The organism is uncultured Ruminococcus sp. (assembly GCF_934476685.1).
Lineage (GTDB): Bacteria > Bacillota > Clostridia > Oscillospirales > Ruminococcaceae > Hominimerdicola.
In genome coordinates this window covers 357746-382834 of the sequence record NZ_CAKSNX010000001.1, presented here as the reverse complement: position 1 = coordinate 382834, position 25089 = coordinate 357746, and the positions used below count along the sequence as shown (strand labels likewise).

General features: G+C 45.3%; 23 protein-coding genes. 3 read left to right on the top strand and 20 right to left on the bottom strand.

Going from position 1 to position 25089, the window contains the following annotated elements:
* The first annotated feature begins 30 nt into the window (after positions 1-30).
* From Q0E19_RS01740 to Q0E19_RS01730, 3 genes are all read left to right on the top strand, one after another.
* A complete protein-coding gene (locus tag Q0E19_RS01740) occupies positions 31-405 on the top strand; it encodes a RidA family protein (protein WP_294406601.1) in 375 nt (124 codons plus the stop codon).
* An 86-nt stretch (positions 406-491) separates the two neighbouring features.
* Positions 492-1766 (top strand): chloride channel protein, encoded by a 1275-nt coding sequence (locus tag Q0E19_RS01735; RefSeq protein ID WP_294406598.1) that lies wholly within the window; start codon positions 492-494, stop codon positions 1764-1766.
* 1092 nt (positions 1767-2858) lie between these two features.
* Complete coding sequence (locus Q0E19_RS01730; RefSeq protein WP_294406594.1) at positions 2859-3278, top strand: Hsp20/alpha crystallin family protein; 420 nt, start codon at positions 2859-2861, stop codon at positions 3276-3278.
* 154 nt (positions 3279-3432) lie between these two features.
* Here Q0E19_RS01730 and Q0E19_RS01725 read toward each other — a convergent pair whose 3' ends face one another.
* The 20 genes from Q0E19_RS01725 to Q0E19_RS01630 form a co-directional block, all read right to left on the bottom strand.
* Complete coding sequence (locus Q0E19_RS01725; RefSeq protein WP_294406591.1) at positions 3433-3714, bottom strand: zinc-ribbon domain containing protein; 282 nt, start codon at positions 3712-3714, stop codon at positions 3433-3435.
* A 106-nt stretch (positions 3715-3820) separates the two neighbouring features.
* Positions 3821-4369 (bottom strand): sigma-70 family RNA polymerase sigma factor, encoded by a 549-nt coding sequence (locus Q0E19_RS01720; protein ID WP_294406589.1) that lies wholly within the window; start codon positions 4367-4369, stop codon positions 3821-3823.
* Positions 4370-4632: 263 nt separating this feature from the next.
* Positions 4633-5205: a Fe-S-containing hydro-lyase gene (locus tag Q0E19_RS01715; protein WP_294407024.1), complete on the bottom strand. Its 573-nt coding sequence runs from the start codon at positions 5203-5205 to the stop codon at positions 4633-4635.
* Positions 5206-5215: 10 nt separating this feature from the next.
* Positions 5216-6205: a hypothetical protein gene (locus Q0E19_RS01710; protein ID WP_294406587.1), complete on the bottom strand. Its 990-nt coding sequence runs from the start codon at positions 6203-6205 to the stop codon at positions 5216-5218.
* Between the two features lie 373 nt (positions 6206-6578).
* Positions 6579-7709: a cell division protein FtsZ gene (gene ftsZ / locus Q0E19_RS01705; RefSeq protein WP_294406585.1), complete on the bottom strand. Its 1131-nt coding sequence runs from the start codon at positions 7707-7709 to the stop codon at positions 6579-6581.
* A gap of 295 nt (positions 7710-8004) precedes the next feature.
* Positions 8005-9138, bottom strand: coding sequence for an FtsQ-type POTRA domain-containing protein (locus Q0E19_RS01700; protein WP_294406582.1), 1134 nt, complete (start codon positions 9136-9138; stop codon positions 8005-8007).
* 38 nt (positions 9139-9176) lie between these two features.
* Entirely contained in the window at positions 9177-10433 is a 1257-nt protein-coding gene (gene murA, locus Q0E19_RS01695) for a UDP-N-acetylglucosamine 1-carboxyvinyltransferase (protein WP_294406580.1), read from the bottom strand.
* A gap of 83 nt (positions 10434-10516) precedes the next feature.
* Complete coding sequence (locus tag Q0E19_RS01690) at positions 10517-11440, bottom strand: hypothetical protein (RefSeq protein ID WP_294406577.1); 924 nt, start codon at positions 11438-11440, stop codon at positions 10517-10519.
* A 49-nt stretch (positions 11441-11489) separates the two neighbouring features.
* Positions 11490-12620 carry a UDP-N-acetylglucosamine--N-acetylmuramyl-(pentapeptide) pyrophosphoryl-undecaprenol N-acetylglucosamine transferase gene (locus Q0E19_RS01685; protein ID WP_294406575.1) on the bottom strand — a complete coding sequence of 377 codons (1131 nt, stop codon included), beginning with the start codon at positions 12618-12620 and terminating at the stop codon, positions 11490-11492.
* A gap of 23 nt (positions 12621-12643) precedes the next feature.
* Positions 12644-13879 carry a putative peptidoglycan glycosyltransferase FtsW gene (locus Q0E19_RS01680; RefSeq protein ID WP_294406573.1) on the bottom strand — a complete coding sequence of 412 codons (1236 nt, stop codon included), beginning with the start codon at positions 13877-13879 and terminating at the stop codon, positions 12644-12646.
* Positions 13880-13901: 22 nt separating this feature from the next.
* The gene (locus Q0E19_RS01675; protein WP_294406571.1) at positions 13902-14927 is read right to left on the bottom strand and encodes a hypothetical protein; all 1026 of its coding nucleotides are present in this window, start codon (positions 14925-14927) and stop codon (positions 13902-13904) included.
* On the bottom strand, positions 14927-16291 hold the full coding sequence (murF, locus tag Q0E19_RS01670; RefSeq protein WP_294406569.1) for a UDP-N-acetylmuramoyl-tripeptide--D-alanyl-D-alanine ligase: 1365 nt from the start codon (positions 16289-16291) through the stop codon (positions 14927-14929). Before murF ends, Q0E19_RS01675 begins: the two co-directional genes overlap by 1 nt.
* 55 nt (positions 16292-16346) lie before the next feature.
* The gene (locus Q0E19_RS01665) at positions 16347-17786 is read right to left on the bottom strand and encodes a UDP-N-acetylmuramoyl-L-alanyl-D-glutamate--2,6-diaminopimelate ligase (RefSeq protein WP_294406566.1); all 1440 of its coding nucleotides are present in this window, start codon (positions 17784-17786) and stop codon (positions 16347-16349) included.
* 42 nt (positions 17787-17828) lie between these two features.
* A complete protein-coding gene (locus Q0E19_RS01660) occupies positions 17829-20165 on the bottom strand; it encodes a penicillin-binding transpeptidase domain-containing protein (protein WP_294406564.1) in 2337 nt (778 codons plus the stop codon).
* 185 nt (positions 20166-20350) lie between these two features.
* Positions 20351-20824, bottom strand: coding sequence for an FtsL-like putative cell division protein (locus tag Q0E19_RS01655; protein WP_294406561.1), 474 nt, complete (start codon positions 20822-20824; stop codon positions 20351-20353).
* A gap of 121 nt (positions 20825-20945) precedes the next feature.
* The gene (gene rsmH, locus Q0E19_RS01650) at positions 20946-21878 is read right to left on the bottom strand and encodes a 16S rRNA (cytosine(1402)-N(4))-methyltransferase RsmH (RefSeq protein WP_294406560.1); all 933 of its coding nucleotides are present in this window, start codon (positions 21876-21878) and stop codon (positions 20946-20948) included.
* On the bottom strand, positions 21878-22309 hold the full coding sequence (gene mraZ, locus Q0E19_RS01645) for a division/cell wall cluster transcriptional repressor MraZ (protein ID WP_365904357.1): 432 nt from the start codon (positions 22307-22309) through the stop codon (positions 21878-21880). Before mraZ ends, rsmH begins: the two co-directional genes overlap by 1 nt.
* Before the next feature lie 779 nt (positions 22310-23088).
* Entirely contained in the window at positions 23089-23619 is a 531-nt protein-coding gene (locus tag Q0E19_RS01640; protein WP_294406558.1) for an inorganic diphosphatase, read from the bottom strand.
* 56 nt (positions 23620-23675) lie between these two features.
* Positions 23676-24245 carry a hypothetical protein gene (locus tag Q0E19_RS01635; protein WP_294406555.1) on the bottom strand — a complete coding sequence of 190 codons (570 nt, stop codon included), beginning with the start codon at positions 24243-24245 and terminating at the stop codon, positions 23676-23678.
* A gap of 205 nt (positions 24246-24450) precedes the next feature.
* Positions 24451-24981 (bottom strand): PH domain-containing protein, encoded by a 531-nt coding sequence (locus tag Q0E19_RS01630; RefSeq protein ID WP_294406552.1) that lies wholly within the window; start codon positions 24979-24981, stop codon positions 24451-24453.
* Positions 24982-25089 lie beyond the last annotated feature (108 nt).

Below are 25089 nucleotides of genomic sequence, written 5' to 3'. Positions count from 1 at the left end.
TCAAAAATATATTTAAAGGAGTAGATAAAAATGGCAGAGAAAGTTTACACAAAGAATGCACCCGATGCGATCGGACCTTATTCACAGGCAATGACAGTTGGCGGACTTGTTTTCACATCAGGTCAGATAGCTATCGATCCTGCAACAGGAAATGTTGAAGCAACAACTATCGAGGAGCAGACACATCAGGTATGCAAGAACCTTACAGCTGTTCTCGAAGCAGCAGGCACATCTATTGACAAGGCAGTAAAGACAGTATGCTTCCTGAAGAATATGTCTGATTTTGCTGCATTCAACGGTGTATACGGCGAATATTTCACAAGCAAGCCGGCAAGAAGCTGTGTTGCTGTAAAGGAACTTCCAAAGGACGTTCTTGTAGAAGTAGAAGTTATTGCTGAAAAGTAAAAATAAAAAAGAAAAGTGATTGTGATGCAATACCGTACAGTTTGATGCGGTATTGCATTTTGCAGTCTGTTTATGAGGGTATGGACGTGATAAACAAACAATTTGTCAAGGAAAAAATAGATTCGGGTTTCAACTACGCAGTAACATTTGCGAAATGGCTGGGCATATCCTGTGCGCTGGGCATAACAGGAGGACTTGTGGGATCGTTTTTCCATATGGCAGTAAACTGGGTGACGCAGTTCCGTACAGACGATCATGAATGGACTGTTTTTTTTGCACCCCTTGCAGGACTTTTCATCGTATTTCTCTACCGTGCCTGCAAGATAGATGAAGAAACGGGAACAAATCTTATAATCAGTTCCATACGGACGAACATACACGTTCCTATAATAATGGCGCCGCTGATATTTATTTCCACAGTCATAACCCACCTTGTGGGCGGTTCGGCAGGACGTGAGGGAGCGGCTCTCCAGTTAGGCGGCAGCATAGGCGCAAAGGCAGGAGATATTCTCCACCTCGACCAAAAGGACATGAGTCTTGCCATAATGTGCGGAATGAGTTCTGTATTCTCCGCACTTTTCGGAACACCGCTGACGGCAACATTTTTCGCTATGGAAGTCATAAGCGTAGGCGTTATATACTATGCAGGTCTTGTGCCGTGCATAGCCTCCTCCCTTGTGGCATACAAGGTATCGCTTTTGCTGGGCTTAAAGCCAACAGCGTTTATGATCGGCTGTGAACTTCCCAGACTTTCCATTGTCAGTGTAACTCAGACAGGTATAATAGCGGTAGCCTGTGCGCTTATCTCCATACTTTTCTGTGTTGCAATGAAGAGAAGTCACGATCTTTTCGGAATACACATAAAGAACGCATACCTTCGTATTGCGGCAGGCGGAATGATACTCATTGTACTTTCGCTCATATGCAGCAGCGGAGATTACAATGGAGCAGGCGGACAGATAATATCCGCAGCCATAGAGGGCGGCACAGCAAAGCCTGCGGCATTTCTTATGAAGATAATTTTCACAGCGATATGCATAGGCTCAGGATTTAAAGGCGGAGAGATAGTTCCGACATTTTTCATCGGCTCGACATTCGGCTGCATATTTGCACCGCTGGTGGGAGCAGAGCCATGTTTCGGGGCAGCCATAGGACTTGTGGCGACATTCTGCGGAGTAGTAAACTGTCCGATAGCGTCGATATTTTTAAGCTTTGAGCTTTTCGGTTCGGGAGCGACGATCCTGTTCGCCATAGCCTGCGGAGTAAGCTATATGCTTTCGGGTTACTACGGATTATACTCCAGCCAAAAGATAATGTACTCCAAACTAAAACCCGAATACATCAACATCAACGCCAAATAGGTCTTCCCAGACGGGGTAATTCGGGACGCTCGATAAACTCGCTGTCTGCTGTGCGGACTTCTCATTTGCGCTCGGAAGAAACCAAGTGCTGACTTTTACTAAAAGTCCTCGGACGGGTCCTCGCCGGACGGGGTAATTCGGGACGCTCGTAAACTCGCTGTCTGCTGTGCGGACTTCTCATTTGCGCTCGGAAGAAACCAAGTGCTGACTTTTACTAAAAGTCCTCGGACGGGTCCTCGCCGGACGGGGTAATTCGGGACGCTCGTAAACTCGCTGTCTGCTGTCCGAACTTCTCATTTGCGCTCGGAAGAAACTGAGATATGACTTTTACTTAAACCGACTTTAATAAGGTTTTGTATTGGCTCTTTTCACTTTGATGAGGTCTAATGAGAATTTTCTCTCAATATTTCCGTAGGGGCGACCTGTGGTCGCCAGTTTCTCTCAAATGTAGGCAAAATACTGTATTGTAAGGGGCGGTTTCTGACCGTCCCTTTTTGTATGAATATTACAAAACGTACAGGCTATGCTAAGGTTGTAAGGCATAACACTTTGTTAAATCATGTATGTACTAGAAGTTTAAAAGGCAATACATACTTAATAAATTTTGGCTTGCGATAGAAAAGAGGCGACCAAAGGTCTTATATGGATTTACAAAGTATTCGTAGGGGCGACCTGTGGTCGCCTCTAAGCTTTTATACATAGTGCAAACTTTAAGCGTCAAACAAAATAAAAAAAAATCGCAAACTATCAAATTCAAAAAACAAGTTTTAGTATCAACCCCATTTTCCAAAAGAGGTTGACAGGCTAAAATTTTTACTCGGCAAGCTTGTTATCCGCCTAAGCAATTAGCACTCTATCGTTCAGAGTGCTAATTTTTATTTTCTATTCACAATCTTTTCACACAACTATCATATTACAGGGGTAATATAAAAGCATAGAAAGAAAGGAAATGGTACCAATGAGTAGAATGTGTGAACGCAGCTGAGTATGAATGTACGAACAGAAAAGCAGACACAAAACATAAAATATACAGATAAAAATAAAACTTAAAGAAACAAAAGAACAAAACGAACCTGTTAAGGAGGTATTATTATGAACGGAATTACACCTTTTGAAAAGAAGAGCTTTGATTTATTTAACGCTTTCCATGATTTTGAGAATGACTTTTTCGGCGGACTTTACCCAACATCATTTAAGACCGATATCCGTGATGAGGGCGACAAATATGTAATGGAGGCTGAACTTCCTGGCTTTGATAAGGGTGATATCCAGCTTGATATCACAGGCAATAAGCTTACACTTTCCGCTGTCCACAGCGAAAAGAAAGTCGATAAAAAGGATAATACCTATATCTGCCGTGAACGTTCCTACGGCTCGTATTCAAGAAGCTTTGATATCACAGGCATTGATGCCGACAAGATCGAGGCTGAATACAAGAATGGTATCCTGAGTATGGTAATGCCTAAGAAAGAGCCTTCCGTTCCCGAAACAAGACGGCTTGAGATCAAATAATCAAATAACGGTTCAGATGACTGCCCGCAAAACGGCAGTCATCTTTTTTATTTAAAGAATTTGCATAAAGATCTGCATATGCATAAAGATCTGCATAGAAAAAAGGCTGCTGTACTTTCGTACAACAGCCTTGAGTTTTCAGTAGTCAGTTTAATTAGAACTTCTGCTCCTTCATCTTTGCAAAGCACTCGCTGCAATATACAGGTCTGTCCTCTCTTGGCTTGAAAGGAATAACAGCCTCGCCGCCGCAAGCTGCGCAAGTTGCTGTGTATGTCTGTCTTTCAGACTTTGTAGCAGACTTTCTTGCATCTCTGCATGGCTTGCATCTCTGTGGCTCATTTGTGAAGCCTTTTTCAGCATAAAACTCCTGTTCGCCTGCTGTGAATACAAATTCGTTTCCGCAGTCCTTACATACTAATGTCTTGTCTTCGTACATAACTCTTACCTCGTTAAAATAAAATTGTGCCTAGTCGGACTTGCACCGACACCTTTGTAAAACAACGCTCTGCAATTAAGCTATACGGCCATAAACCCCTTTGACCTTATCTCAACAGTGCTTTTAATTTGCGCCTAACCCTCTGCATCGCATTGTTCACAGCTTTAACTGTCAAACCTGAATTTAATGCTATCTGATTGTAAGACATTCCGCTTAAAAACATTTGAAATACCTGCCACTCCAGCTCTGATAAAGCCGAAGATATTTTGCTGTTCAGTTCATTCATTCTCTCCCGCTCGATGACAACGTTATCAGGGATATCGTCGCTGTCCGCCTGAAGTATCTCCTCAAAACTGTCGTCCGTGATATCATCCGTATCGCTCAGACTGTTCTTCTTCAGGGAAGAGATCATTTTGTTTTTTACACACACGCCTGCGTAGGAAGCAAATGCCACGCCTTTCCCAGCGTCATAGGTCTTGACAGCATTCATCAGAGCCATCAGCCCCTCCTGAACGAGATCATCACTGACCTTAGCGGAAAGCTTTTTAGCCATTGCCTCGATCGTACACATATACCTTGCAATTATTTCGGAAACAGCGCCTTTATCCTCTCCCGCTCTGATGACAAGTTCTTCATAGCTGAGATCTTTATACATTTGCGCACCGCCGTTTCTAGAACAAAAATACAAAATTAATATATAAAATACAAATTGAATGTATCTACATAATATCATTTTGCGCCGAATAAGTCAAGAGTTATAAAAAAATTTGACTTATTTTTTGAAATGTTTGTAACATACCACATATTTTGCCCAAAATTCTTGTAATAAATCACAATGTAAGTATATTACAGCCTATCCTTCAAAATAAAAAGGGGACAGCTCCAATGAACCGTCCCCTGCTAAATCCGATTGGTTTATTATTCAGCGTTATAATACTCTGCTCTGCCCTTTTTGAAAATATCCTCTCCGTAGCAGTCATCAGCCACCACCAGCGGAAAATTCTCAACATAAAGCTTTTTGACCGACTCACAGCCAAGCTCTTCAAAAGCCACTACCTCGCAGGACTTTATGCAGTTGCACGCAAGCGCACCCGCACCGCCCACAGCGCAAAGATAAACAGCCTTGTTTCTCTTGACAGCGTCGATCACCTCCTGCGAACGTTCGCCCTTGCCGATCATTCCGCCAAGACCGAGATCCAGCAGACGTGGTGCAAACCTGTCCATTCTGCCCGAAGTAGTCGGACCGCATGAACCGATAGGCTTGCCCTCAGGTGCAGGCGTAGGACCTGCATAGTAGATAACTGCATTTTCGAGCGGTATAGGAAGTTCCTTCCCCTCGTCCAGCAAAGCCGCAAACCTCTTGTGAGCAGCGTCCCTCGCCGTATAAACAGTACCCGTCAGCAGAATTTTATCGCCGCATCTCAGCTCGCCGCTCCTCGCTTTGAGTTCAGATGAATTTATACATTTTATATTATTGCTTTCGCAAGACATATCGGACATATTATTCCTCGTCCTCGTCGTTTACAAGTGAAAGACCATCATCGATAAGATCTCTTGCTGTGTTTACAGCACCGATGCTGCTGCCGTAGAGATCGTTGAGTGATGTAACGAGCTTCTGAACTGTATCGCTGAGTGAAGTGAACTGTGTCTTAACAGCATCTCTGATCTCAGCAGAATCATTTCTGATAGCCGCAGCCTGAGCCTTAGCGTCAGCAACAAGCTTCTGAGCAGTAGCGTTAGCCTCAGTTGTTACCTTCTGAGCGCTTGCATTTGCTTCGCTTGTAACTCTCTCAGCTTCCTCAGTAGCGTCCTTCTTCAGCTTAGCAGCCTCTGCGTATGCAGAACCTGTTACCTGATCGGCTTCCTTCTTAGCAGCTGCTGTCATAGCGTCAGCGCCTGACTTAGCTGTCTGCATTGTAGCCGCAGCCTCTGTCTGAGCGTTTGTAACAAGCTTTTCAGCCTGAGCATTAGCGTCAGCAAGTACCTGCTCCTGAAGCTGTTTAGCCTCGTCTTCCATCTGCTTAGCAGCCTTCTTAGCTTCCTGAACTACCTTATTAGCAGTATTCTGAGCCTCGATAAATACGCTTCCGAGGTCGAATGAAGGAGTAGCTGTGCCTGCGTTTGCCTCAGCAGATTCAAGCTTTTCCTTGAGTTCCTCGATCTCTGACTTGTTCTTTTCAAGTTCAGCGTCCTTTTCAGTGATCTGCTGCTCGTAATCGGCAATTCTCACCTTCATAGTATCTGTGGAAGCCATAAGCTCAGCGATCTGCTTCTTAGCCTCTTCAACCTTTTTCTCAAGTTCCTTCTTGCCTTCAAAATCCTTCTGAGCTGCGCCGCCCTGTTTTTCAAGACGTTCGATCGTTTCGTTCTGATCGTTTACCTGTGATTCAAGCTGATAGATCTTAGAAGTCAGGTCGTCAACATAAGCAAGAACGTCCTGCTTGTCGAAACCGCCAACTCTTACGGTTCTCAAATAACCATTACTAGCCATAGTGTGTCCCTCCGATTATGCAAATATAAGTTTGTATTTATTATACTATAACTCAATACTTTTTTCAACACATTTACTGCATTTTCAGAAAATTCATTATTAATAACAATTTACGTTCTGAAATTTAGTGAAATTGCCTTGATTTCACCTGCGCAACTCTGTGCTTTAATTATATTATAACAAACATCTGCGCAAATTGCAAGTATTTTTTTAATTTTTTTGAAAATATTTTAAGTTCAGCTGTTCTGAACTTATTTTGTAATAACCTTACAATTTAAACTTGGTCAGCCTTGACTTTTATCAAACAAATATCCTTATAGCAACAAAGACGAACCGCAAAGGATTCGTCTTTGAATTATATGCTGTGATTTGATTATTTGTTCTTGAAAACATTGAAGATATCGTCATAGATATCTGTGTTGTCAGCAGCCTTAACGCCAGCCTTGTACATTGCCTCAACGTCAGCCTTCTTGTCAGCCTCAGTCTTTGTGAAACCGCCGAAAGAAGTTGTTCTCTGCGGCTGTGCAGCCTCAGGAGCAACGTCCTGTCTGTCAATGAAGTCAGCAGCGATAACTGTAACGTCCATAGAATCCTTAGCGTCAGGATTTGTACCGTTACCGAAGATGATCTCTGCGCCGTCATCAGCAGCGTCAGCAATAGCAGCTGTGAGTTCGTCCATATCGCTGATAAGCAGATCTTCTGACATTGTAACGTTAACGATAAGTCTTCTTGCGCCTGCAATAGATGTTTCAAGGATCTTGGAAGCGATGACCTGATTAACGATATCCTGAACCTTGTCCTTGCCCTCACCGTGACCGATAGCGATGTGCGCTCTTCCTGCACCCTTGAGGATAGTAGTAACGTCAGCGAAGTCAACGTTGATCTCATCATGTCTTGTGATGATCTCAGCGATAGCGATAACGTCAGTCTTAAGAACTTCGTCAGCGATCTGATATGACTGCTTCATAGTGAGCTTCATGTCGCTTGTGATAAGATTCTGGTTAGGGATAACGATAAGAGCGTCAACGTGCTTAACGAGCTGCTCGATACCGCTCTCAGCTCTTGTCATCTTCTTTGCGCCCTCGAACTTGAAAGGCTTTGTAACAACAGCAATAGTGAGCTTGTCCATGCTCTGAGCGATCTCAGCAACAACAGGAGCAGCACCTGTACCTGTTCCGCCGCCCATACCGGCTGTGATGAATACCATATCAGCGTCCTTGATAGCCTCAGCGATCTCGTCCTGACTCTCCTGAGCGGAAGCCTCGCCGATCTCAGGCTTTGCGCCTGCGCCAAGTCCGTGAGTGAGCTTTGCGCCGATCTGGATCTGTCTGTCTGCGCTTGATTTCTTAAGCGCCTGAATATCTGTATTTACTGCTATGTACTCAACATTGCCCTGAATGCCTGCCTGAGCGATACCGTTAAGAGCGTTTCCGCCGCCGCCGCCGACACCTATAACCTTGATTTTTGCGCCTACAACAGGCTCTTCTACAAATTCATAACTCATTGTCCGTATCCTCCTAAAATCTTTTTTTAACTCCGCATTTATACAACAAATCAAAGATCCTCGTGATCTACCTGAATACAAATATGATTCCCGCTGATACTGCGGAATACAGACACAGACCTGTTTTCAGCGTCAATGCCTATAATTCGATACATTAATATCTTAACACAAATAGACCGAAATGTAAAGGATTTTGTCAGTCAAACTATTAATTTTTGTTTAATTTTTCATTAACGCAGTCTGCAAGCCATACTAATTGTACATACCGCCCAATTTTCCTGCCGATGATTTGGCATCACCATGTTCCGCCGTCATATTGCTGGTCATATCCCTGATCGTATCCCGTCTGATCGCCGTTGTCCGCATTTGTCCAGCCGCCGTTATCCTCGTAACCGTAGCCGCCGTCATTGTTATCCTCTGTGCCGTCATATGCCCACTGATCTTCGCCCTGCGTCTGATCCGTTTCTGTGTCAGCATATCCGCCGTTGTCAGTATTTGTGTCAGTGTTTCCCCATGTGCTGCCGTCGTTCCATTCCGACCATGCGTCCGCAGCCGCCTCGGAAGAGCTGTCCTCAGCCTTTGAAGAATCCTCCGCCATTATCGGCTTGTCAAGCTCCTGCTCCTTAGGAATAGCCGAAATACCGCTCTCAGCGCCGTTGTAGATAAGCGTACCCTCATAGTCAGGTGTAAGTGCATCTATCACCGCCTTGAAATAGCTCAGCTTATAGCTTATATCCGCTGAACTTCCCAGCTTTATAGTTATCCTGTTGTCATAGCCGAGGATAATGTCCGCCCTCGACTTCATATCTATGGAATTTACCTTGCCGAATTCGTGCTTGCTGAAACTCTCCAGAATGTCCGTCAGTATCTTTGCCTTGTATCCGTCGGAGGATCCAAGCTGACTTCCCACATCAAGGCTTGAAAGCTCAAACCCGCTGACAACAGGTATCCCCTTTGTCCTCTTCGGATTTTTCGCCTCCAGTATCCTGCCCGAAGTCGATACAACATAGTATGCGCCGTTACATTCGATATCCGCAGCCTTTTCAGCCTCCTTGCAGGATATAACGATAGTTGACGGGAACTTCTTTTTCACCTCAACGCTGTCTATGTACACCAGATTGTCCAGCAGCCTGCTCTCAGCCTTTCCCGTATCGGTACGCATAAGGTTCATCTCCTGCGAGATGCCGCTGACATTTATTATCTGATCCTCACGGTAGAGCGTAACGCCCTCCACCTGTATCTTCGATATCCTGAAAAACAGCGTCAGACAAAGTATAAGCACTATGACCGCCGCAAACACCACGGCCAGTGCATAGTACACCCTTATGTTTGCATTAGTGCCGCCCCGTCTGACGCCGCCTCTGTTCTTTTCTGATTTTTCTAAGCTTTTTAAGCTTTTGCTTTCGCCGCTTGCGCTTTTGTTTTTCATTTTACTATCGTTCCTTAAATCCGTTTTAGATCATTTTTCTACAATATCCTCTTCACGTTCGCCCCTATGGAGCAAAGCTGCTTTTCAAGGCTCTCGTATCCCCTGTCGATGAACTTCACGTTCTCCAGCACAGTTTCTCCGTTCGCCCCAAGAGCCGCCACAGCCAGAGCCGCTCCGCCTCGCAGGTCGCTTGCCCTCACCAAAGCACCGTAAAGTTCCTTTACGCCTCGTATGACGGCAACCTTTCCCTCCGTCTTTATGTCCGCACCCATTCTCACAAGCTCGTCAACGTGCCTGTATCTGTTCTCGAAGATATTCTCCACGATAACGCTCGTTCCCTCCGCCTTTGTCAGCGCAGCCATAACAAGCGCCTGTGCGTCCGTCGGAAATCCCGGATAAGGCATTGTCCTTATGGTCTTTACCGCCCTCAGCTTTTTAGTGCAGCTTATATATATCCTGTCACGGCAGCAGAACACTCCGCAGCCCATCTGCTCAAATACAGGTATCACAGACTGTACATCATCGCACCTTACATTCAGCAGACTAAGCTCTCCGCCCGTTGCCGCAGCCGCAGCCATAAGCGTCGCCGCAGCTATCCTGTCGGGCATAACGGTGTACTCACAGCCGTGAAGCTCGCTTACGCCCTCTATGCTTACCGTACTGCTGCCTGCGCCCTTTATCCTTGCGCCGCAGCTGTTAAGATATCCTGCAAGATCGCATATCTCAGGCTCTCTTGCCGCATTGTATATCACAGTTTCGCCCTCCGCCAAAGCGGCAGCGAGCATTATGTTCTCTGTCGCCCCCACAGACGGGAATGACAGATTTATCTTTGCGCCTTTCAGCCCCTTCGGACAGGAACAGTCAAGTGCGCCGTGTTCCTCCGTTATCCTTACCCCCATCTGCCGCAGGGCAGAAAGGTGCATATCAATAGGACGTGGTCCAAGCTCGCAGCCTCCAGGGAATGAAAGCCTGCATTTTCCCATTCGCCCCAGCACAGCTCCCAGAAAAACTATGGAACTCCTCATCTCCCGCATAAGTCCGTCGGGAACTTCTGAGGAGTTAAGAACATCTGAATCAACGCTGACAGTATTGTCCCTGAATTTGCATTTGCAGCCAAGACAGTTCAGTATCCTGCAAGCCGCAAACACATCTGAAAGCTCAGGACAATTATAAAGAACACTTTCCCCTTTCGCCAGCAGACAGCCTGCCAGCAGAGGCAGAGCACTGTTCTTTGCGCCTTGAACGGAAATCTCTCCTCCTACCTTTTCACCGCCCCGAATAATCAGCTTTTGCATAAAGCCTCGCTCCTTTTAAAGAAAATCTGCCTTATCCTATGCTGAATATCCGATTTTAGTGAAAACCGCAATCAATTACTGATCTACTGATCTACATATACCTCAACATTGTTTGAAACGAACATTACCGCAGGTATGCACGGCAGATGCGTGTTCGCTGCAATAGTCTTTGTCATTCCCACCGTTGATATCACAAGTCCCGTGATACATTCGTCAAGCTGTTCGTCCGTCATATCCGTAACATTCACCATAAGCTCAAGAGTAACGTCCTGACCTGAGAATGCAGGCAGTGTGTCGCCCACTATCTCCCCTGCACCATTGGTCTGGGTCGATGTTATATAGCATATCTTGTCCTTGTAATTTTTAGGCGCTCTGATTATCTCGTACTGCGGTATCCTTACCGTAAACGGCGAGGCATTCTGCAAATGTACGTTCATCGTGATAACTCTGTAATTCTCGCTCTTCTCCGATGCAAAAGCCTCCTCGCTGTAAACCGAGTAGTTCGTCAGAGCGTAGGACTTGAACTGCGTCATACCCATATTTGCGAATACGTTTCTGTCGTATTCCACCTTTGTGTCCTCCGACTTGCTGCTCATCACAGGCGGCAGGAAAAGGAGCGCACATATAAGCAGCGCTATGACAATAACTATCCAAAGCACAACGTTCTTGCGCCTTACATATGTTCCGCCGACCTTTACGCCCTTGTTCATCAGATCGGGCGCTTTCTTGTCGGGATCGGGCTTCGGGATAAAATCGTCCTCTTCGTCCTCGTCCTTTTCTATCTTCTTTTCCTCAGGCGTTCCGTAAAACTTCGTCGCCCTGTCAAAATCCCCTACTTTATTGAATCTGTTGCCTTCAAAGATCTCGTCAGCCTGCCTGTTAAGTGCAGAGCCGTGAAATTTCGGATCGCTGAGCTTTCTTATCTTGTCAGTATCAGGCACAGCTATTGAGTCCATTGTCGCACGTTTGCTGCGATGTTTCTCAAAAGATTTATTCGCATCACTCAAAGTGAATAAACCTCCTTCATTTTATTTATATTTCCTTGTTTTTCCCCTGTTATTTCTCTATAAGGGGTCTGAGCGCACCGATTATCCTCTCTCTCGTGTCGCTTATATGCAGCGACGCAGCCTTCTCAGAGCATTCCTTTATCTTCTCAGGGTGATCTATAAGATCCTTTACTGTATTTATAAACAGCTCGTCTGTCAGATCCTTTTCCTCAATGACCTTTCCTGCGCCTGCATTCTGAAGGACCATACCGTTGTGGTACTGATGATTTTCAGCCACCATAGGCGACGGTATAAGCACAGAACATCTGCCCACAGCCTCTATCTCCGCCAGTGACGCAGCGCCGCAGCGTGTTATAACAAGGTCACAAGCCGCCATAGCCGCAGGCATATTGATGTAATCGCTTACTGTAAGACGTGGGTTATCCTTTATCTTTATGCCCTGAGCCTCGCACTCAGCAATATAATCCTTGTATCCCTTGTACGTTCCGTAGGAATGAATGTGATAAACTTCTCTTCCCTCGTCCTGATACCATTTCAGCAGCTTTGCAACATAGTTGTTCAGCACCCTTGCACCAAGACTTCCGCCTGTTGACAGTACGCATACTGCGTCCATCGGTATGCCCAGCTGCTTTCTTGCCTCTTCCTTTGACATCTTTGCGAAAGCGCCTCTTACAGGCAGACCTGTTACCGTAGTGTGCTTTGCCTCAGGGAAATATTTCTTTGCCGCCTCAACAGTCATCATTACCTCGTCAACTTCCTTTGAAAGCAGTTTGTTGGTAACTCCCGCAAAAGCGTTCTGCTCGTGAATGGCAGTCTTTATCCCCATTTTCGCAGCCTTGCGCACAACAGGACCAGAAACATATCCGCCCGTTCCTATAACAAGGTCAGGCTTGAAATCATTTATTATATCCCTGCATCTTCCGCCCGTTTTCATAAGGCAGCCGAGAGCATGGAAATTTCTCTTTACGTTCGTCCAGTTTACCCTTCTCTGAAAACCCTCTACCTTTACAGGCTCAAATCTGTAACCTGCCTTAGGCACAAGAGTTGCCTCTATCTTTTCAGGGTTTCCCGCAAAGCAGAACTCTGCGTCGGGATAATTCTCCTTTATGATCTCTGCAATAGCAAGGGCAGGATTGACGTGACCTGCCGTACCGCCGCCTGCAAGTAAAACTTTAAGCATAAAATCTACCTCTTAACATTTTTCTATTTTTCAATATTGCTCTGACGTGATATGTTCAGCAGTATACCCATTTCCGCCAGCTGTATCACCAGTGCCGTACCGCCGTAACTGAAAAACGGCAGCGAGATACCTGTGTTCGGGAATGAGTTTGAAGCTACCATTATGTTCAGAAAAGCCTGCAAAGCTATCTGAATGGTTATTCCCGCAGCCACCAGCATACCGAATCTGTCCTTTGCGTTGCTGGCAATATAGAAACCTCTCAGAGCGAACATTACGAAAAGAATTATAACGACTACCGCACCGATAAATCCAAGCTCCTCACAGATAACGGAGAAAACGAAGTCGTTCTGTGCCTCAGGCAGATAAAGATACTTCTGTCTTGACTCGCCAAAGCCAAGTCCCGTCCAGCCGCCCGAACCGATAGCAAGCAGGGAGTTGTACGTCTGCCATGTAGAACCTCTTATATCCGAGGTCGGATTTTTCCAGCTCTGTATTCTTTCGCTGATATAAGTAAATCCCGAACCAGTCACAATGAAAAACAGGGCTACCACGATCACCGCCGCAATACAAGCGCCGATGAACTTCCAGAAAGTCTTTTTCGGCATACCGCTGACGAACATCATGCTTATTCCGATAAGACCTACTATCATTACCGCCGAAAGGTGACGCTGGAGCATAAGCACCACTGCCACAAGCCCCATGATTATGGTGAACGGTATTATACAGTACCGCCAGTCATCGAATTTCGGAAAATTGACCGACATTATGTAAGCGAAAATTATGATGAATGCAACTTTCAGTATCTCCGACGGCTGAAAACTCAGCGAGCCTATGTATATCCATCGGCTTGCGTCCGCCGTCGAATGACCGAACAGCGCCGCATAAAGCGTCAGGAAAAAGCTTGCCCCGAAGAAAAGGTAGCATATCTTTGTGTTCTGATAAAAATGATAGTCGAGGAATGACACTCCCGTCATTACCGCAATGCCTATGACCGCAAATATCAGCTGTCTTTTTGCGTAGTAATATCCGTCATTCTCATCTTTAAGTCCCCATGCGAACGATGCCGAGAACATCATGATTATACCGAAAATGAGCAGCACAAGCACAAGTATCAGAAATGGTTTGTCTATACCGCTTCTGATAAATTTCAGATTAAGTTTTTTTCTCGCCTGAGCAACGGGCGGCCTTTTAAGCACAGGTATGTGATTGTCGTACACAAGACCTCCGTCCCTCTCACGCCTTATTCCTCTGTCAGCCAAAATACTGCCTCCTCAATATATATCAAATGACTATCCTGCTTTCGTAAAAAATAAACACAGCCGCACCGATGCAGCCAATTACCTGTACGCCTATATCAGCGCACATTATCTTATAATCTCCCCAGCCGATGTTTTTCAGATGCTCGTGAAGTGACGCACCCTTGAACAGCAGCCTTTTGCTCCTTCGGTAAACTATCCGCTGTATCACAGCGCATATCCCGTCGATAACAGGAGCGAGCAGCGCCAGCAGCACCGCTATGTGAAGTCCTGTAAAAACCATTATGCAGCATATCACCGCACCCGTCAGCAGCGAACCCGATTGTCCCGGATACATCTTTGACGGACTGCAGCACCATATTATCATCGCCGCAAAACTGCCTGCCGCACATACGCATATAAGCTGCGCCGTACTGTGACCTCCCGCAGCCGTAAGACCTCCCGTCAGTCCGGCAGCGCATATGAATGCCGAGATCATGCAAAGTCCGTCTGTACCTGTATCGGTAACTCCGTTAAGGCAGTCATGCTTTTCCATGATATTTATAATAAGCGTCATAAGCAGCGCAGTCAGCGGTATGTAAGCCGCCCCAAGATCTATATATCCCATTCTGAAAGGCAGCAGCACCTCTCTCACCCTGTACCCGAACATATCCAGCAGCACAAGAAAAGCCGCACTTGCCGCAAATTCCGCCGTTATCCTGTATGCAGGCTTCAAGCCTATCCCTCTTGCAGTTTCCCTCTGCATATCCTCATATATGCCCACCGCAAGTATGATGCCGCAGAACATCACCGCGGCGGCAGTCTGTCTGAAAGAGATATCCTCCGAAAAACTTACCCCCACAGACATTCCCAGCAGAAATGTCATAAAAATAAGCACTCCGCCGAATTTCGGCTCTGAGCCGTCCTTTCTGAACCTGTCGCCTATGTATATCTCAAATTTTCCTGTTTTGAGCTTTCTGAAAAGCGGCATAAGAAACCGCCCGAAGATAAAGCCGCAGCCTATCTCCGCAAACAGTATCACCGCCTGTAATTTCCATTCTGAAATTCCCATTATTCAGCAGTGAGGATATTGAATACCTCTTCAAGCTTCATTCCTCTGCTGCCCTTTATCAGCACAGCGTCCCCTGCATTCAGCTTTCCTTTCAGATAAGCCGCAAGCTCTTCCCTGCTGTCAAAATGTCTGGCATTCTCAGCAGCAAAACCCTTGTCGCAAGCGCCCTCGATATAGTGTACGGAATTTTCACCAAAACAAAGTATCTCGTCTGCCTTTGACGAAAGAACATATTCGCCAACCTGCTTGTGATATTTCGCCGAGTTCTTTCCCAGCTCCAGCATATCACCAAGTACGCAGTATCTTTTGCCCTTTGCCTCCGTCTGAGCCAGTACAGAAAGGCTCGCCTTCATTGAGTCAGGCGCAGCGTTGTAACAGTCGAGAATGAAAGTCACTCCCTTATGTTCCCTTACATTCTGCCTCATGCCCTCAGGCTTGAACAGACCGATGCCCTTTATGATATCCTCTGTCGGGATATCGAGAGCGATACCGACGCAGAAAGCCGCAAGAGCGTTCTTTACATTATGCTCTCCAAGGCAGTTTATCCTTGCCGCAAGCTTTTCGCCACCATAATTTATAGTAAAGTTTATGCCGCCGTCAGCAGTAGTTATACCTGTGGCATAAACGTCGCAGTCCTTTTTGGATACTGAATAATAATATACCTTTCTGTCTGAATATACCTCAGCCTTTGCCAGCAGCTTGTCATCTCTGCACAGTATCAGCGGAGCGTCATATTTTGCGCCGTCAAGTATCTCCATTTTCGCCTTGAGTATATTTGCCTGCGAACCGAGGTTTTCAATGTGCGAAACACCGATATTAGTGATAACGCATACGTCAGGCTGACAGCACATGGACATTCTCGATATCTCCCCCTGATGGGACATACCCATTTCAATCACCGCCGCAGTGTGCGTCCTGTCCAGACCGAACAGTGTTTTCGGCATACCTATCTCGTTGTTGAGATTGCCCTGTGTTTTAAGTGTGTTGTACTTCTGCGATACCACCAGCGCTATCATATCCTTTGTGGTAGTCTTTCCGACGCTTCCCGTCACTCCCACAACAGGTATATCGAACCTGCTTCTGTAATAGCCTGCGATATCCAGCAAAGCCTGCGCAGTGGAATCAACTATAACGCATCTTGCTCCCTCCACAGCACGTTCAGTCACCACCGCAGCAGCGCCCATTTCCATAGCCTTTGCCGCAAAATCATGACCGTCAAATCTCTCGCCCTTCAGAGCGATGAAAAGAGAATTTTTCTCAATAGTTCTCGTATCGGTGGAAATCCCCGAAATTTCAATATCGGCAGGATAACCGAAGCTGCCGTGACAAGCCCCGATGATCTCAGATAAATTCAGTTTTTCCATTTTAGTCCACGCCTTTCCGATGTTTTGTTTCTTTCTTTTTATTCTTTATTTGCCGTTACTTATCCAGCTCAGCCAGAGCCTCCGCAACGACCTCTCTCTCGTCAAAATGTATCTTTACGCCCCCTGCAAGTATCTGATAGTCCTCGTGACCTTTTCCTGCAAGAACGATTATGTCATTTTTCTCTGCATTATGTACAGCCCAGTGTATCGCCTCACGTCTGTCAGGGATAGTTATGTAAGGCGTATCCTTGCCCTTCAATCCCTCCAGAACGTCCTTTATTATCTCGTTAGGATCTTCATTTCTCGGATTATCCGAAGTAACGATAAGGAAATCAGCATGATCTGCCGCAGCCGCAGCCATAGGCGCACGCTTTGTGCGGTCCCTGTTTCCGCCGCAGCCGAAAAGACACTTTACCTTGCCCTTTGCGCTGTCCTTTATAGCCGTAAGCACATTCACAAGTGCGTCAGGTGTGTGGGCATAGTCGCATATAACAGTAAAATCTCTTCCTGTCGGGACTATCTCCGCTCTTCCCCTTACTCCGTGGATATCCTCGAAAGCCTTTATGGTCTTGTCAACGCTGAATCCCAGTATCTCGCAGCAGGCAATTACCGCCAGCGAGTTTGAAACGTTGAAAAGTCCCGGCATAGCGAATGAAACATTGTGCTTGCTCTTTCCGTCAGAGAAAACATACTTTACGCCGCTTGCCGAAAGAAGAACATCGTCCCCTCTGAAATCAGCCTTGCCGTTTACCGAATATGTCTTTACAGGACAGCTTACCTCAGCCGCATATCTTCTTCCGTAAGCGTCATCAATATTGATTATCGCATTGTCCGATATGCCGAAAAGCAGCTTTTTAGCCTGATAGTAGTTCTCCATAGTACCATGTACATCGAGATGATCCTGCGTCAGATTAGTGAACACGCCTACCTTGTAACGGCAGCCTGCAACTCTCCTCTGCTCCAATCCCTGTGAAGAAACCTCCATTACAACATAGTCGCACTTTTCGTCTGCCATTTTTCTGAACAGCTCAAAAAGGTCATACGGCTCAGGAGTAGTTCTCGCCGTAGGATAAACATCGTCGCCTATCTCGTTCTGACAAGTGCCTATAAGTCCTACCTTGCAGCCGAACTGCGACAGGACTTTCTTTATAACAGTAGTGATAGTAGTCTTTCCGTTAGTACCTGTTACACCTATAAGAGTAAGCTCTCTCTCAGGGTGACCGAACCATGCTGCACACAGCAGCGGGAAAGCTGCCCTTGTGTCATCAACGATTATCTGTCTTTCGATACCAAGATCTCTTTCAGTAACGACTACCGCAAAGCCCTTTTCAAGCATCTTTTCCGCAGCGTCGTGACCGTCGAAAGTCTTTCCCTTTATGCATACGAACATTCCGCCTGCCGGCAGCTCTGTTCTTGTGTCGCTTGTAACTCCCGTGATCTCCATATCGGGCAGCTTTGTTTCAGCTACGTCCTTTATAAGTTCATATAATTTCATAGTAAATCATCATCCTCTTGTTTTTTCGGCTTTGTCGGCACATCACTGTGAACCGACAGTCGTTGTTGAGAAAGTCACCGTTACCGATGTTCCCATAGGTACGCTCGTTCCCTGTGCATAAGACTGATCGTTCTGAGCCACCGCATTCTCTTCCTCCGAGCCTGCGCCCTCAGCCGTCAGATTAAGTCCGTACATTTTAAGCGTTTCCTTAGCCTGCTGCTTTGTAAGTCCCTGCAGCGAAGGAACTGTTACCTTTTCGATAGCCGTCTGTTCGTCTGTGTAAAGTACGACCGAACCGCCCTTTTCGATCTTCACCGCTGACGGCACCTGTCTGAGAACTGTGTCGCCCTCGCCCTTTATCTTGACTTCAAGACCAAGATCTTCAAGAGTTTTCTCAGCCTCCGTCACGCTGTAATACTGAAGACTAGGAACAGTAACGCTTATAGTTTCAAGCTCTTCTTCTGTGTATTCAGGGAAATATCCCATGTAAGGCAGAACGTCTGAAAGCACCTCTGTGCATATCGGCGCAGCTACCTGGCTTCCGTAATACTTCTCGCCTGTCGGGTGGTCTACCATAACAAGCATTATTATCTCAGGATCGTCCGCAGGAGCAAAAGCGCAGTATGACGAAACATATGTATCGCCCTCTGAATTTTCGTCCAGTTTCTGTGATGTACCCGACTTACCGCCTATCCTGTAACCCTGAATATAGCAGTTCGAGCCGGGCTGACCTTCAACAACGCCTTCGAGTATCTCTCTCATAGCCGCTGAAGTCTCCTCCGAGATGACCTGTCTTTTTACAACAGTTTCGTTTTTCTTAACAACATTTCCGTTCGAGTCAGATATAGTGCTTACCACCTGCGGAGTAACAACATATCCGCCGTTTACCGCTGCGGAAACAGCTGTTATCATCTGTATCGGCGTTACCTTGTTTGTCTGACCGAAAGCAGATGTTGCAAGTTCGACATTTCCCATTCTCGAAAGCGGCATACTTATGGAGTTTACCTCGCCCGGCAGATCTATTCCTGTCAGTTCAGCATAGCCGAATCCGTCAAAATACTTTCTGAAATTCTCCGCACCCAGTTTAAGGCCTATCTGTACAAAAGCAGGGTTGCAGGAGTTCAGCATAGCCGTCGCAAGATTCTGTGAACCGTGGTCATTTGTTGACCAGCATGATATCGTTCTGTCCTCTACCTGTATCTGTGTGTTGCAGGTAAAAGTATCATTAAGGCTTATTGCCTTTTCCTCCAGTGCAGACGCACCGGTGATTATCTTGAATACCGAACCCGGGAAGTAAAGCTCTGAGATCGCCTTGTTCTTCCACTGAGTAGACCATGCGTCCAGCTGCTTTTCGCTGTATTCCACACTTGAATCATCAAGTCCCGCAAGTTCCGCAGCCACAGCCGAATCAGATATCTGTGCAGGATCATTCGGATCATAACTGTAAGCCGTAGCCATAGCGTATATCTGACCAGTCTTAGGGTTCATTATGATTCCGCACATACGGTCTGTCGGCTTGTTTTCCTCGTAAGCCTTTTCAAGTGCCTTTTCCAGCTTGTACTGGATATTTATATCTATGTTCAGATTAAGATCGTTTCCGTCCTGAGCGTCATAGCTCTGCTTGTATCTGTACGGTATCTCATTTCCTGCGTTATCCGTCGCCGTAACAGTTCTTCCGTCAACGCCCGAAAGATAATCGTCATAGTAAGCCTCAAGTCCGTAAATTCCGTTGCCGTCATAATCCGTATGACCAAGAACGTTCGCCGCAAGTGAATTCTGCGGATAAACTCTCTTTGTGGTCGGCTCTCCTCTTATTCCGTCTACCGAAAGCTCAGTAAGCTTATCCTCTATCTCGTCTTTAAGAGTCTTTTCTACCTCTTTTTTCAGTATGACATAAGATGTATCCGTCCTCGTCAGCTTTTCCCTGACTGTCGATGTGTCCAGTTCCAGTTTCAACGCAAGGAACTCCACCAGTTCGTCAAGTGTCTGATCGCTGTTGAGTGCGCTGTCCAGCTGAGCCTGATACTTCTTTACCTTTGCCTCATCGTCGCTGTTGTCCTTTATCGCACCCTTTAATTCCTCTATCCACGCATTTCTTTCCTTAAGCTGTGTCGCCAGCATGGACGGATCGCAATATATGGTGTAAACAGTGGCGCTCTGCGCCATAACATTTCCGTTGGAATCATATATAGTTCCTCTCGAAGCCTCCACCACCGTAGATTTCAGCTGCTGAGCATTGGCGAGCGAGCGCCACTTGTCGCCCTCTTTTATGGAAACCTTGTATATTCCCCAGATCATATATATAAGCAGCACAAGAACAGGCAAGCAAAGCCAGAAGTTCAGTCTTTTTTTCATCTTGTTGCTGGGCATATCTGTCATAAATAATCTCCTTATCTGTTTTATCCATTTAAAGAAAACCACCGCAGAGGAATTTTTACAAAGCAAGAAAATGCAATATCCTGCCGCATAATGTAAAATCTCCGCCGATCTCACCTGCAAAATAATAGAACAAGAAAGCTAAGCACAAATTCTTGTCCCTAACTTTCCCTTACAATTCTATTGCACTAAAGTCCGATATATTCCATAGCGGAAACGAACCAGTTCTTTATTTTCACAAAGATGTTCGAGCTGTCGTCCTTCTTTATCTCCGCCACGGATTCATTCTCGACCTCAACATACTCTATCTGTGACTTATCCAGTTTCTGAAGTCCCAGTGAGTTCTCTGCGTATTCCTCGACCTTAGTCATATTTGTTTTCTGAGCAAGCTCCGACTGCAAGCTTACGTTTTCGTTCTGAAGCTGTGAAAGCTGTGTTTCAAGCTCCGCTCTCTGTGTGTAAAGGCTCGATATCTCTACCTTGCCGAATATCATAGCCGCCATAAGTGCGAGAACGACAACAGCAAGAAAGCTCCAGCCTGCAACAGATCTTCTGCTGACAGCCGCAAGGGGATTTGCCTTGTGTTTTATTTTTCTTTCTGCTGCGAGTTCTTCCTGCTCATCATTTCGCAGGTCAAACGCCAAATTATGCGACTTTGCCATTAGTAAACACCTCTGTAAATTTCAACGATCCATTCCAAAATTAAATTCTGTATTTTTTACACTTTGATTGCTGTTTCTTTTTCTCTATATCTTTTTATCTTTATCTGTATATTTCTGTCTTTTATTTTATCTTTTCTATAATGCGAAGCTTTGCGCTCCTGCTCCTATTGTTTGCAGCAAGCTCTTCTTCACCAGCCTCGATAGGCTTTCTGTTCACAAGCTTTCCCCTCGGTGTCTGACCGCATATGCAAACAGGAAAATCAGGCGGACATATGCAACCCCTGCAAAACGTCTGAAATCTCTGCTTTACCAGTCTGTCCTCCAACGAATGGAAAGTGATGATGCAAAGCCTTCCGCCCACATTCAGCAGGTCAAAAGCCTTGTCCAGCGCCACACTGAGATGTTCAAGTTCGCTGTTTACCTCTATCCTTATCGCCTGAAAAGTTTTCTTGCAGGGATTTTTCTCTCGCCTTGCTTTCTGCGGAACAGCCGACCTTATTATCTCGGCAAGCTCCAGAGTAGTTTCGATAGGCTTTTCATCTCTCGCCTTAACTATCTTCTGCGCAATGCTCCTTGCAAACTTCTCTTCGCCGTACTCAAAAATTATCCTCGACAGCGACTGATAATCGTATCCGTTGACAACATCTCTCGCCGATAACCCCTCGCCGCTCATTCTCATATCCAGTGGAGCGTCATTGTGATAGGAAAATCCTCTCTCCGCATTGTCCAGCTGATAAGAAGATACTCCCAAGTCAAGCAGTATGCCGTCTGCGCCTTTCAAGCCAAGTCCCGCAAATATCTCGTCTATCTCAGAATAGTTTCCTCTTACCACCTGTGCAGGAAGTCCCTCTAACCTCTTCGCAGCCACCGCCACAGCCTCAGGATCTCTGTCCACAGCAATAAGCTTTCCGCCTTTCTGAGCGTCGAGCCTTTTTGCGATCTCACGGGAATGTCCCGCACCGCCTGCCGTACCGTCGCAGTAAATGCCGTCCGGTTTTATCGCAAGCCCCTCTATACATTCGTCAAGAAGGACTGAAACGTGCTTAAATTCCATCAGAAATCAAGTCCCTCCAACGCTTCCATAAGCTCATCGTCATCGACTTCTTCGTTAAAGCTCTCCCAACGCTGCTTGTCCCATATCTCGCATCTGTTGAGAACGCCCACAACAACGACTTCCTTTTCAAGTCCCGCTACCTTTCTCAGCGGCGCAGAAATAAGTATTCTTCCCTGCTTGTCCGCCTCGACCTCGTTAGCGAATGCAGTAAAGCTTCTCTGAAACTTTCTTGCCTTCACCAGCGGCAGCGAATTGAGTTTGTCCGATTTCGCCTTGAATTCCTCCAGCGAGTAAACGAACAAACAGCCGTCGATACCCTTTGTTACAATGAATCGTTCGCCGATTATCTCCCTCAGCTTTGCAGGGAAAGACATTCTGCCCTTTGCGTCCATAGTCTGATTATATGTACCCATCAGCGTATTTTCCAGCACAACGATCCACCCCTCTCTGATACCGACTTTTGGGATAAAGCTGCATTTTTGTGGCCATTCTCACCACAAAATCGCACTTTTTACCACCGTACAATAATTATACACTATATAAATAAAAATTGCAACTGTAATTTTTCCCAAAGTATGAACAGAAGAGGGATTTTTATTGTACTATTGCGGGGTGTCAGGCAACTTTTGGGCGAATTTTGTAACTAATTTTACAGTGCTTGTAACTTTATTGTAATTTGTAAATTTTTCATTAATTTTCACAACCACAATATCTAGTAACTTCCGCCGCCTTAAAAAAGAATATACAGATACGATTTAAGTCATATTTTTAACCAACTTATTGCCATTTTCTTTTAAAACCTCCGACCGCAAAGCCGTCCGTTCCCTTTATTAATATTATTGTAGCACAACCTGTGGTATTCGTCAATAGCGATTTTGAAAAAATAACACCAAATACAGAATAGTGATAAATTTTCTGTCTTACCCTGCCGCACCATGTCTTACCCTCTTAAATTGTGTCTTATCAGGTTAATAAATAGTTACACAAATTATAAGTTAAATAAAATAATTATTACAATTTTACACAGCCTTTAAAATCCTGCGAAAATTTCCGTCTTTGCGCCGTGAAACTTTTCTTTCCCCCTCTCTGACCCATAATAAATGCATTATCCGACCTTCCTCCTCCTCCCCTATTGTGATTTTGCACAAAAAGAGAACGACCGTCCGAGCCTGTGTACCCGAACGGTCGTTTTATATTCGCATTAATGTCTTTATTTGCAGTAGCTGTCAATATATCTGTCTATGCAGTTTACAATAGTTTCTCTTGCTTCCTCGTTGCCCTTTACATCATCAATGACCGTATCCTTATGCTCAAGAGCCTTGTATACAGTAAAGAAGTGTGACATCTCGTCAAAAATGTGCTTAGGCAGTTCGCTTATATCCTTGTATACATTGTATGTAGGATCATTGAACGGTATGCAGATTATCTTCTCGTCAGCCGCTCCGTTATCCATCATCATTATCATACCGATCGGATAACATTCAACCAGTGACAGCGGTTCAAGTGTTTCAGAGCAAAGCACCAACACGTCCAGCGGGTCGCCGTCCTCTGCATATGTTCTCGGAATAAAGCCATAGTTTGCAGGATAATGTGTTGAAGTATAAAGTATTCTGTCCATTCTGAGCAGTCCCGTTGCCTTGTCAAGCTCATACTTTACCTTTGAGCCTTTCGGTATCTCTATGACCGCCGTAAATCTGTCCTTTGAAATTGCCTTAGGTGAAATATCATGCCATATGTTCATCTAAATTCCTCCGTTCTATATTATAAATATAATAAATATAAATATCGTAAATATTTTCAGACGCTCTCCGCATTGTACATTCCCGCCTGTTTCAGATTGTCGGGTATGTCAAAAACTGTTTCGCCCTCTATCTCGACTACCGAAAGACTACCCTGATTTTCCTCGCTGAGCAGTTCCCATATCGAGTCGGGCTTGTCCGTCTTTACCGCCCCCACAGATGCAAGCAGCTTTTCCATAGCCGCAGTACGCTTTGTGTAAATGGAAAATTCCTGATAATCGGTAAAATAGATCTCCTCATCAGTCTTGTTCGAGCCAAAACCGAACCTTGCCGCCCCGTCATTGACCAGCAGTTCGCCGTAACGTTTCATAATCGCCTCAGCCACCGCCTTTGTGCAGTTGTCAAGGTAATAAAGGCTGTACTTTCCGTCGCCCTCCATATCCTCAGGCAGTTCAAGGAAGAAGAACACAGGCTCAGCTATCATTTTTATAAATCCCCTTGCGCAGTCAGCAATAGCGTCAGCACTCAGCAGACCTTCCGCCCCCTGTTCAAGGAGTCTGTAACTGCTTTTCAATCCCTCTGTACCCTCAGCGTAAACGCCCTGACAGAGTGAAAACTCTTTTCCCATATATGTCACCATATTCCTTCCATACGATGTTATAAGTATTATACCCTATATTTAAAGAAATTTCAAGTGATAATTGAAAACATTCAGCATACTTATATGCCTGCACCAGCCTTAAAAAGCCGTATCATATCCAATAATGACCGACAAAGCCGCCCCGACATTAACGTCAGAACGGCTTTGCAATAAGTATTTTATTTAGTAAAGACTATTCCCTGTTTTGATTGCTGTACCTTGACATCTGTTCCGCCTGATTGCGCAAACGTTCATTTTCATAAACATCGATCTGTTCCATTACTGTATTTTTAAATGCGTCACCCGATAAAATATAATCAAAAACATAATTGCCGGAAGATGTTGAAACTGTTATTTTTGAATATCCGAATATTTTTCCGAATAATCCCTGATCTACTGAAACATTATTGATCTTGTTAAGTGGTGAATCCATAGACTTAGTGTTGATTATACCTATCTTGCCTATAAGTTTCTTGCTGCTGAGCGCCAGCTCGGTGTGCGTGATCTTCAGTACCGTTACGATAATAATAGCCAATGCGATCACGATACATACAATGGTTATGAGTTCCCCAACTCCAAGAAAATAAAGTGCGCTTTTCGCATACGCCGCCACGATAAAAAGTATCACGCTTTCTATCACCTTTGGAAGAATTGCAAGCCAGCTTGTATGAGCCTGCAATATTACTGTGTCACCTTTTGATAAATTTTTCTCCGCATAAGACATATAAATACCTCCAATAATACAATTAATACTACATAATTGCTGTATTAATTGTATTATAACATCAGTTATGTTGTTTGTCAATACCACAAATATGTTGTATCATTATTT

Excerpts from the sequence above, each read along its gene's own strand:
- Q0E19_RS01740 (WP_294406601.1), top strand. The coding sequence starts at position 31 with ATGGCAGAGAAAGTTTACACAAAGAATGCACCCGATGCGATCGGACCT.
- Q0E19_RS01730 (WP_294406594.1), top strand. The coding sequence starts at position 2,859 with ATGAACGGAATTACACCTTTTGAAAAGAAGAGCTTTGATTTATTTAAC.
- Q0E19_RS01725 (WP_294406591.1), bottom strand. The coding sequence starts at position 3,714 with ATGTACGAAGACAAGACATTAGTATGTAAGGACTGCGGAAACGAATTT.
- Q0E19_RS01720 (WP_294406589.1), bottom strand. The coding sequence starts at position 4,369 with ATGTATAAAGATCTCAGCTATGAAGAACTTGTCATCAGAGCGGGAGAG.
- Q0E19_RS01715 (WP_294407024.1), bottom strand. The coding sequence starts at position 5,205 with ATGTCTTGCGAAAGCAATAATATAAAATGTATAAATTCATCTGAACTC.
- Q0E19_RS01710 (WP_294406587.1), bottom strand. The coding sequence starts at position 6,205 with ATGGCTAGTAATGGTTATTTGAGAACCGTAAGAGTTGGCGGTTTCGAC.
- ftsZ (WP_294406585.1), bottom strand. The coding sequence starts at position 7,709 with ATGAGTTATGAATTTGTAGAAGAGCCTGTTGTAGGCGCAAAAATCAAG.
- Q0E19_RS01700 (WP_294406582.1), bottom strand. The coding sequence starts at position 9,138 with ATGAAAAACAAAAGCGCAAGCGGCGAAAGCAAAAGCTTAAAAAGCTTA.
- murA (WP_294406580.1), bottom strand. The coding sequence starts at position 10,433 with ATGCAAAAGCTGATTATTCGGGGCGGTGAAAAGGTAGGAGGAGAGATT.
- Q0E19_RS01685 (WP_294406575.1), bottom strand. The coding sequence starts at position 12,620 with ATGCTTAAAGTTTTACTTGCAGGCGGCGGTACGGCAGGTCACGTCAAT.
- Q0E19_RS01675 (WP_294406571.1), bottom strand. The coding sequence starts at position 14,927 with ATGGGAATTTCAGAATGGAAATTACAGGCGGTGATACTGTTTGCGGAG.
- murF (WP_294406569.1), bottom strand. The coding sequence starts at position 16,291 with ATGGAAAAACTGAATTTATCTGAGATCATCGGGGCTTGTCACGGCAGC.
- Q0E19_RS01665 (WP_294406566.1), bottom strand. The coding sequence starts at position 17,786 with ATGAAATTATATGAACTTATAAAGGACGTAGCTGAAACAAAGCTGCCC.
- Q0E19_RS01660 (WP_294406564.1), bottom strand. The coding sequence starts at position 20,165 with ATGACAGATATGCCCAGCAACAAGATGAAAAAAAGACTGAACTTCTGG.
- Q0E19_RS01655 (WP_294406561.1), bottom strand. The coding sequence starts at position 20,824 with ATGGCAAAGTCGCATAATTTGGCGTTTGACCTGCGAAATGATGAGCAG.
- rsmH (WP_294406560.1), bottom strand. The coding sequence starts at position 21,878 with ATGGAATTTAAGCACGTTTCAGTCCTTCTTGACGAATGTATAGAGGGG.
- Q0E19_RS01640 (WP_294406558.1), bottom strand. The coding sequence starts at position 23,619 with ATGAACATATGGCATGATATTTCACCTAAGGCAATTTCAAAGGACAGA.
- Q0E19_RS01635 (WP_294406555.1), bottom strand. The coding sequence starts at position 24,245 with ATGGGAAAAGAGTTTTCACTCTGTCAGGGCGTTTACGCTGAGGGTACA.
- Q0E19_RS01630 (WP_294406552.1), bottom strand. The coding sequence starts at position 24,981 with ATGTCTTATGCGGAGAAAAATTTATCAAAAGGTGACACAGTAATATTG.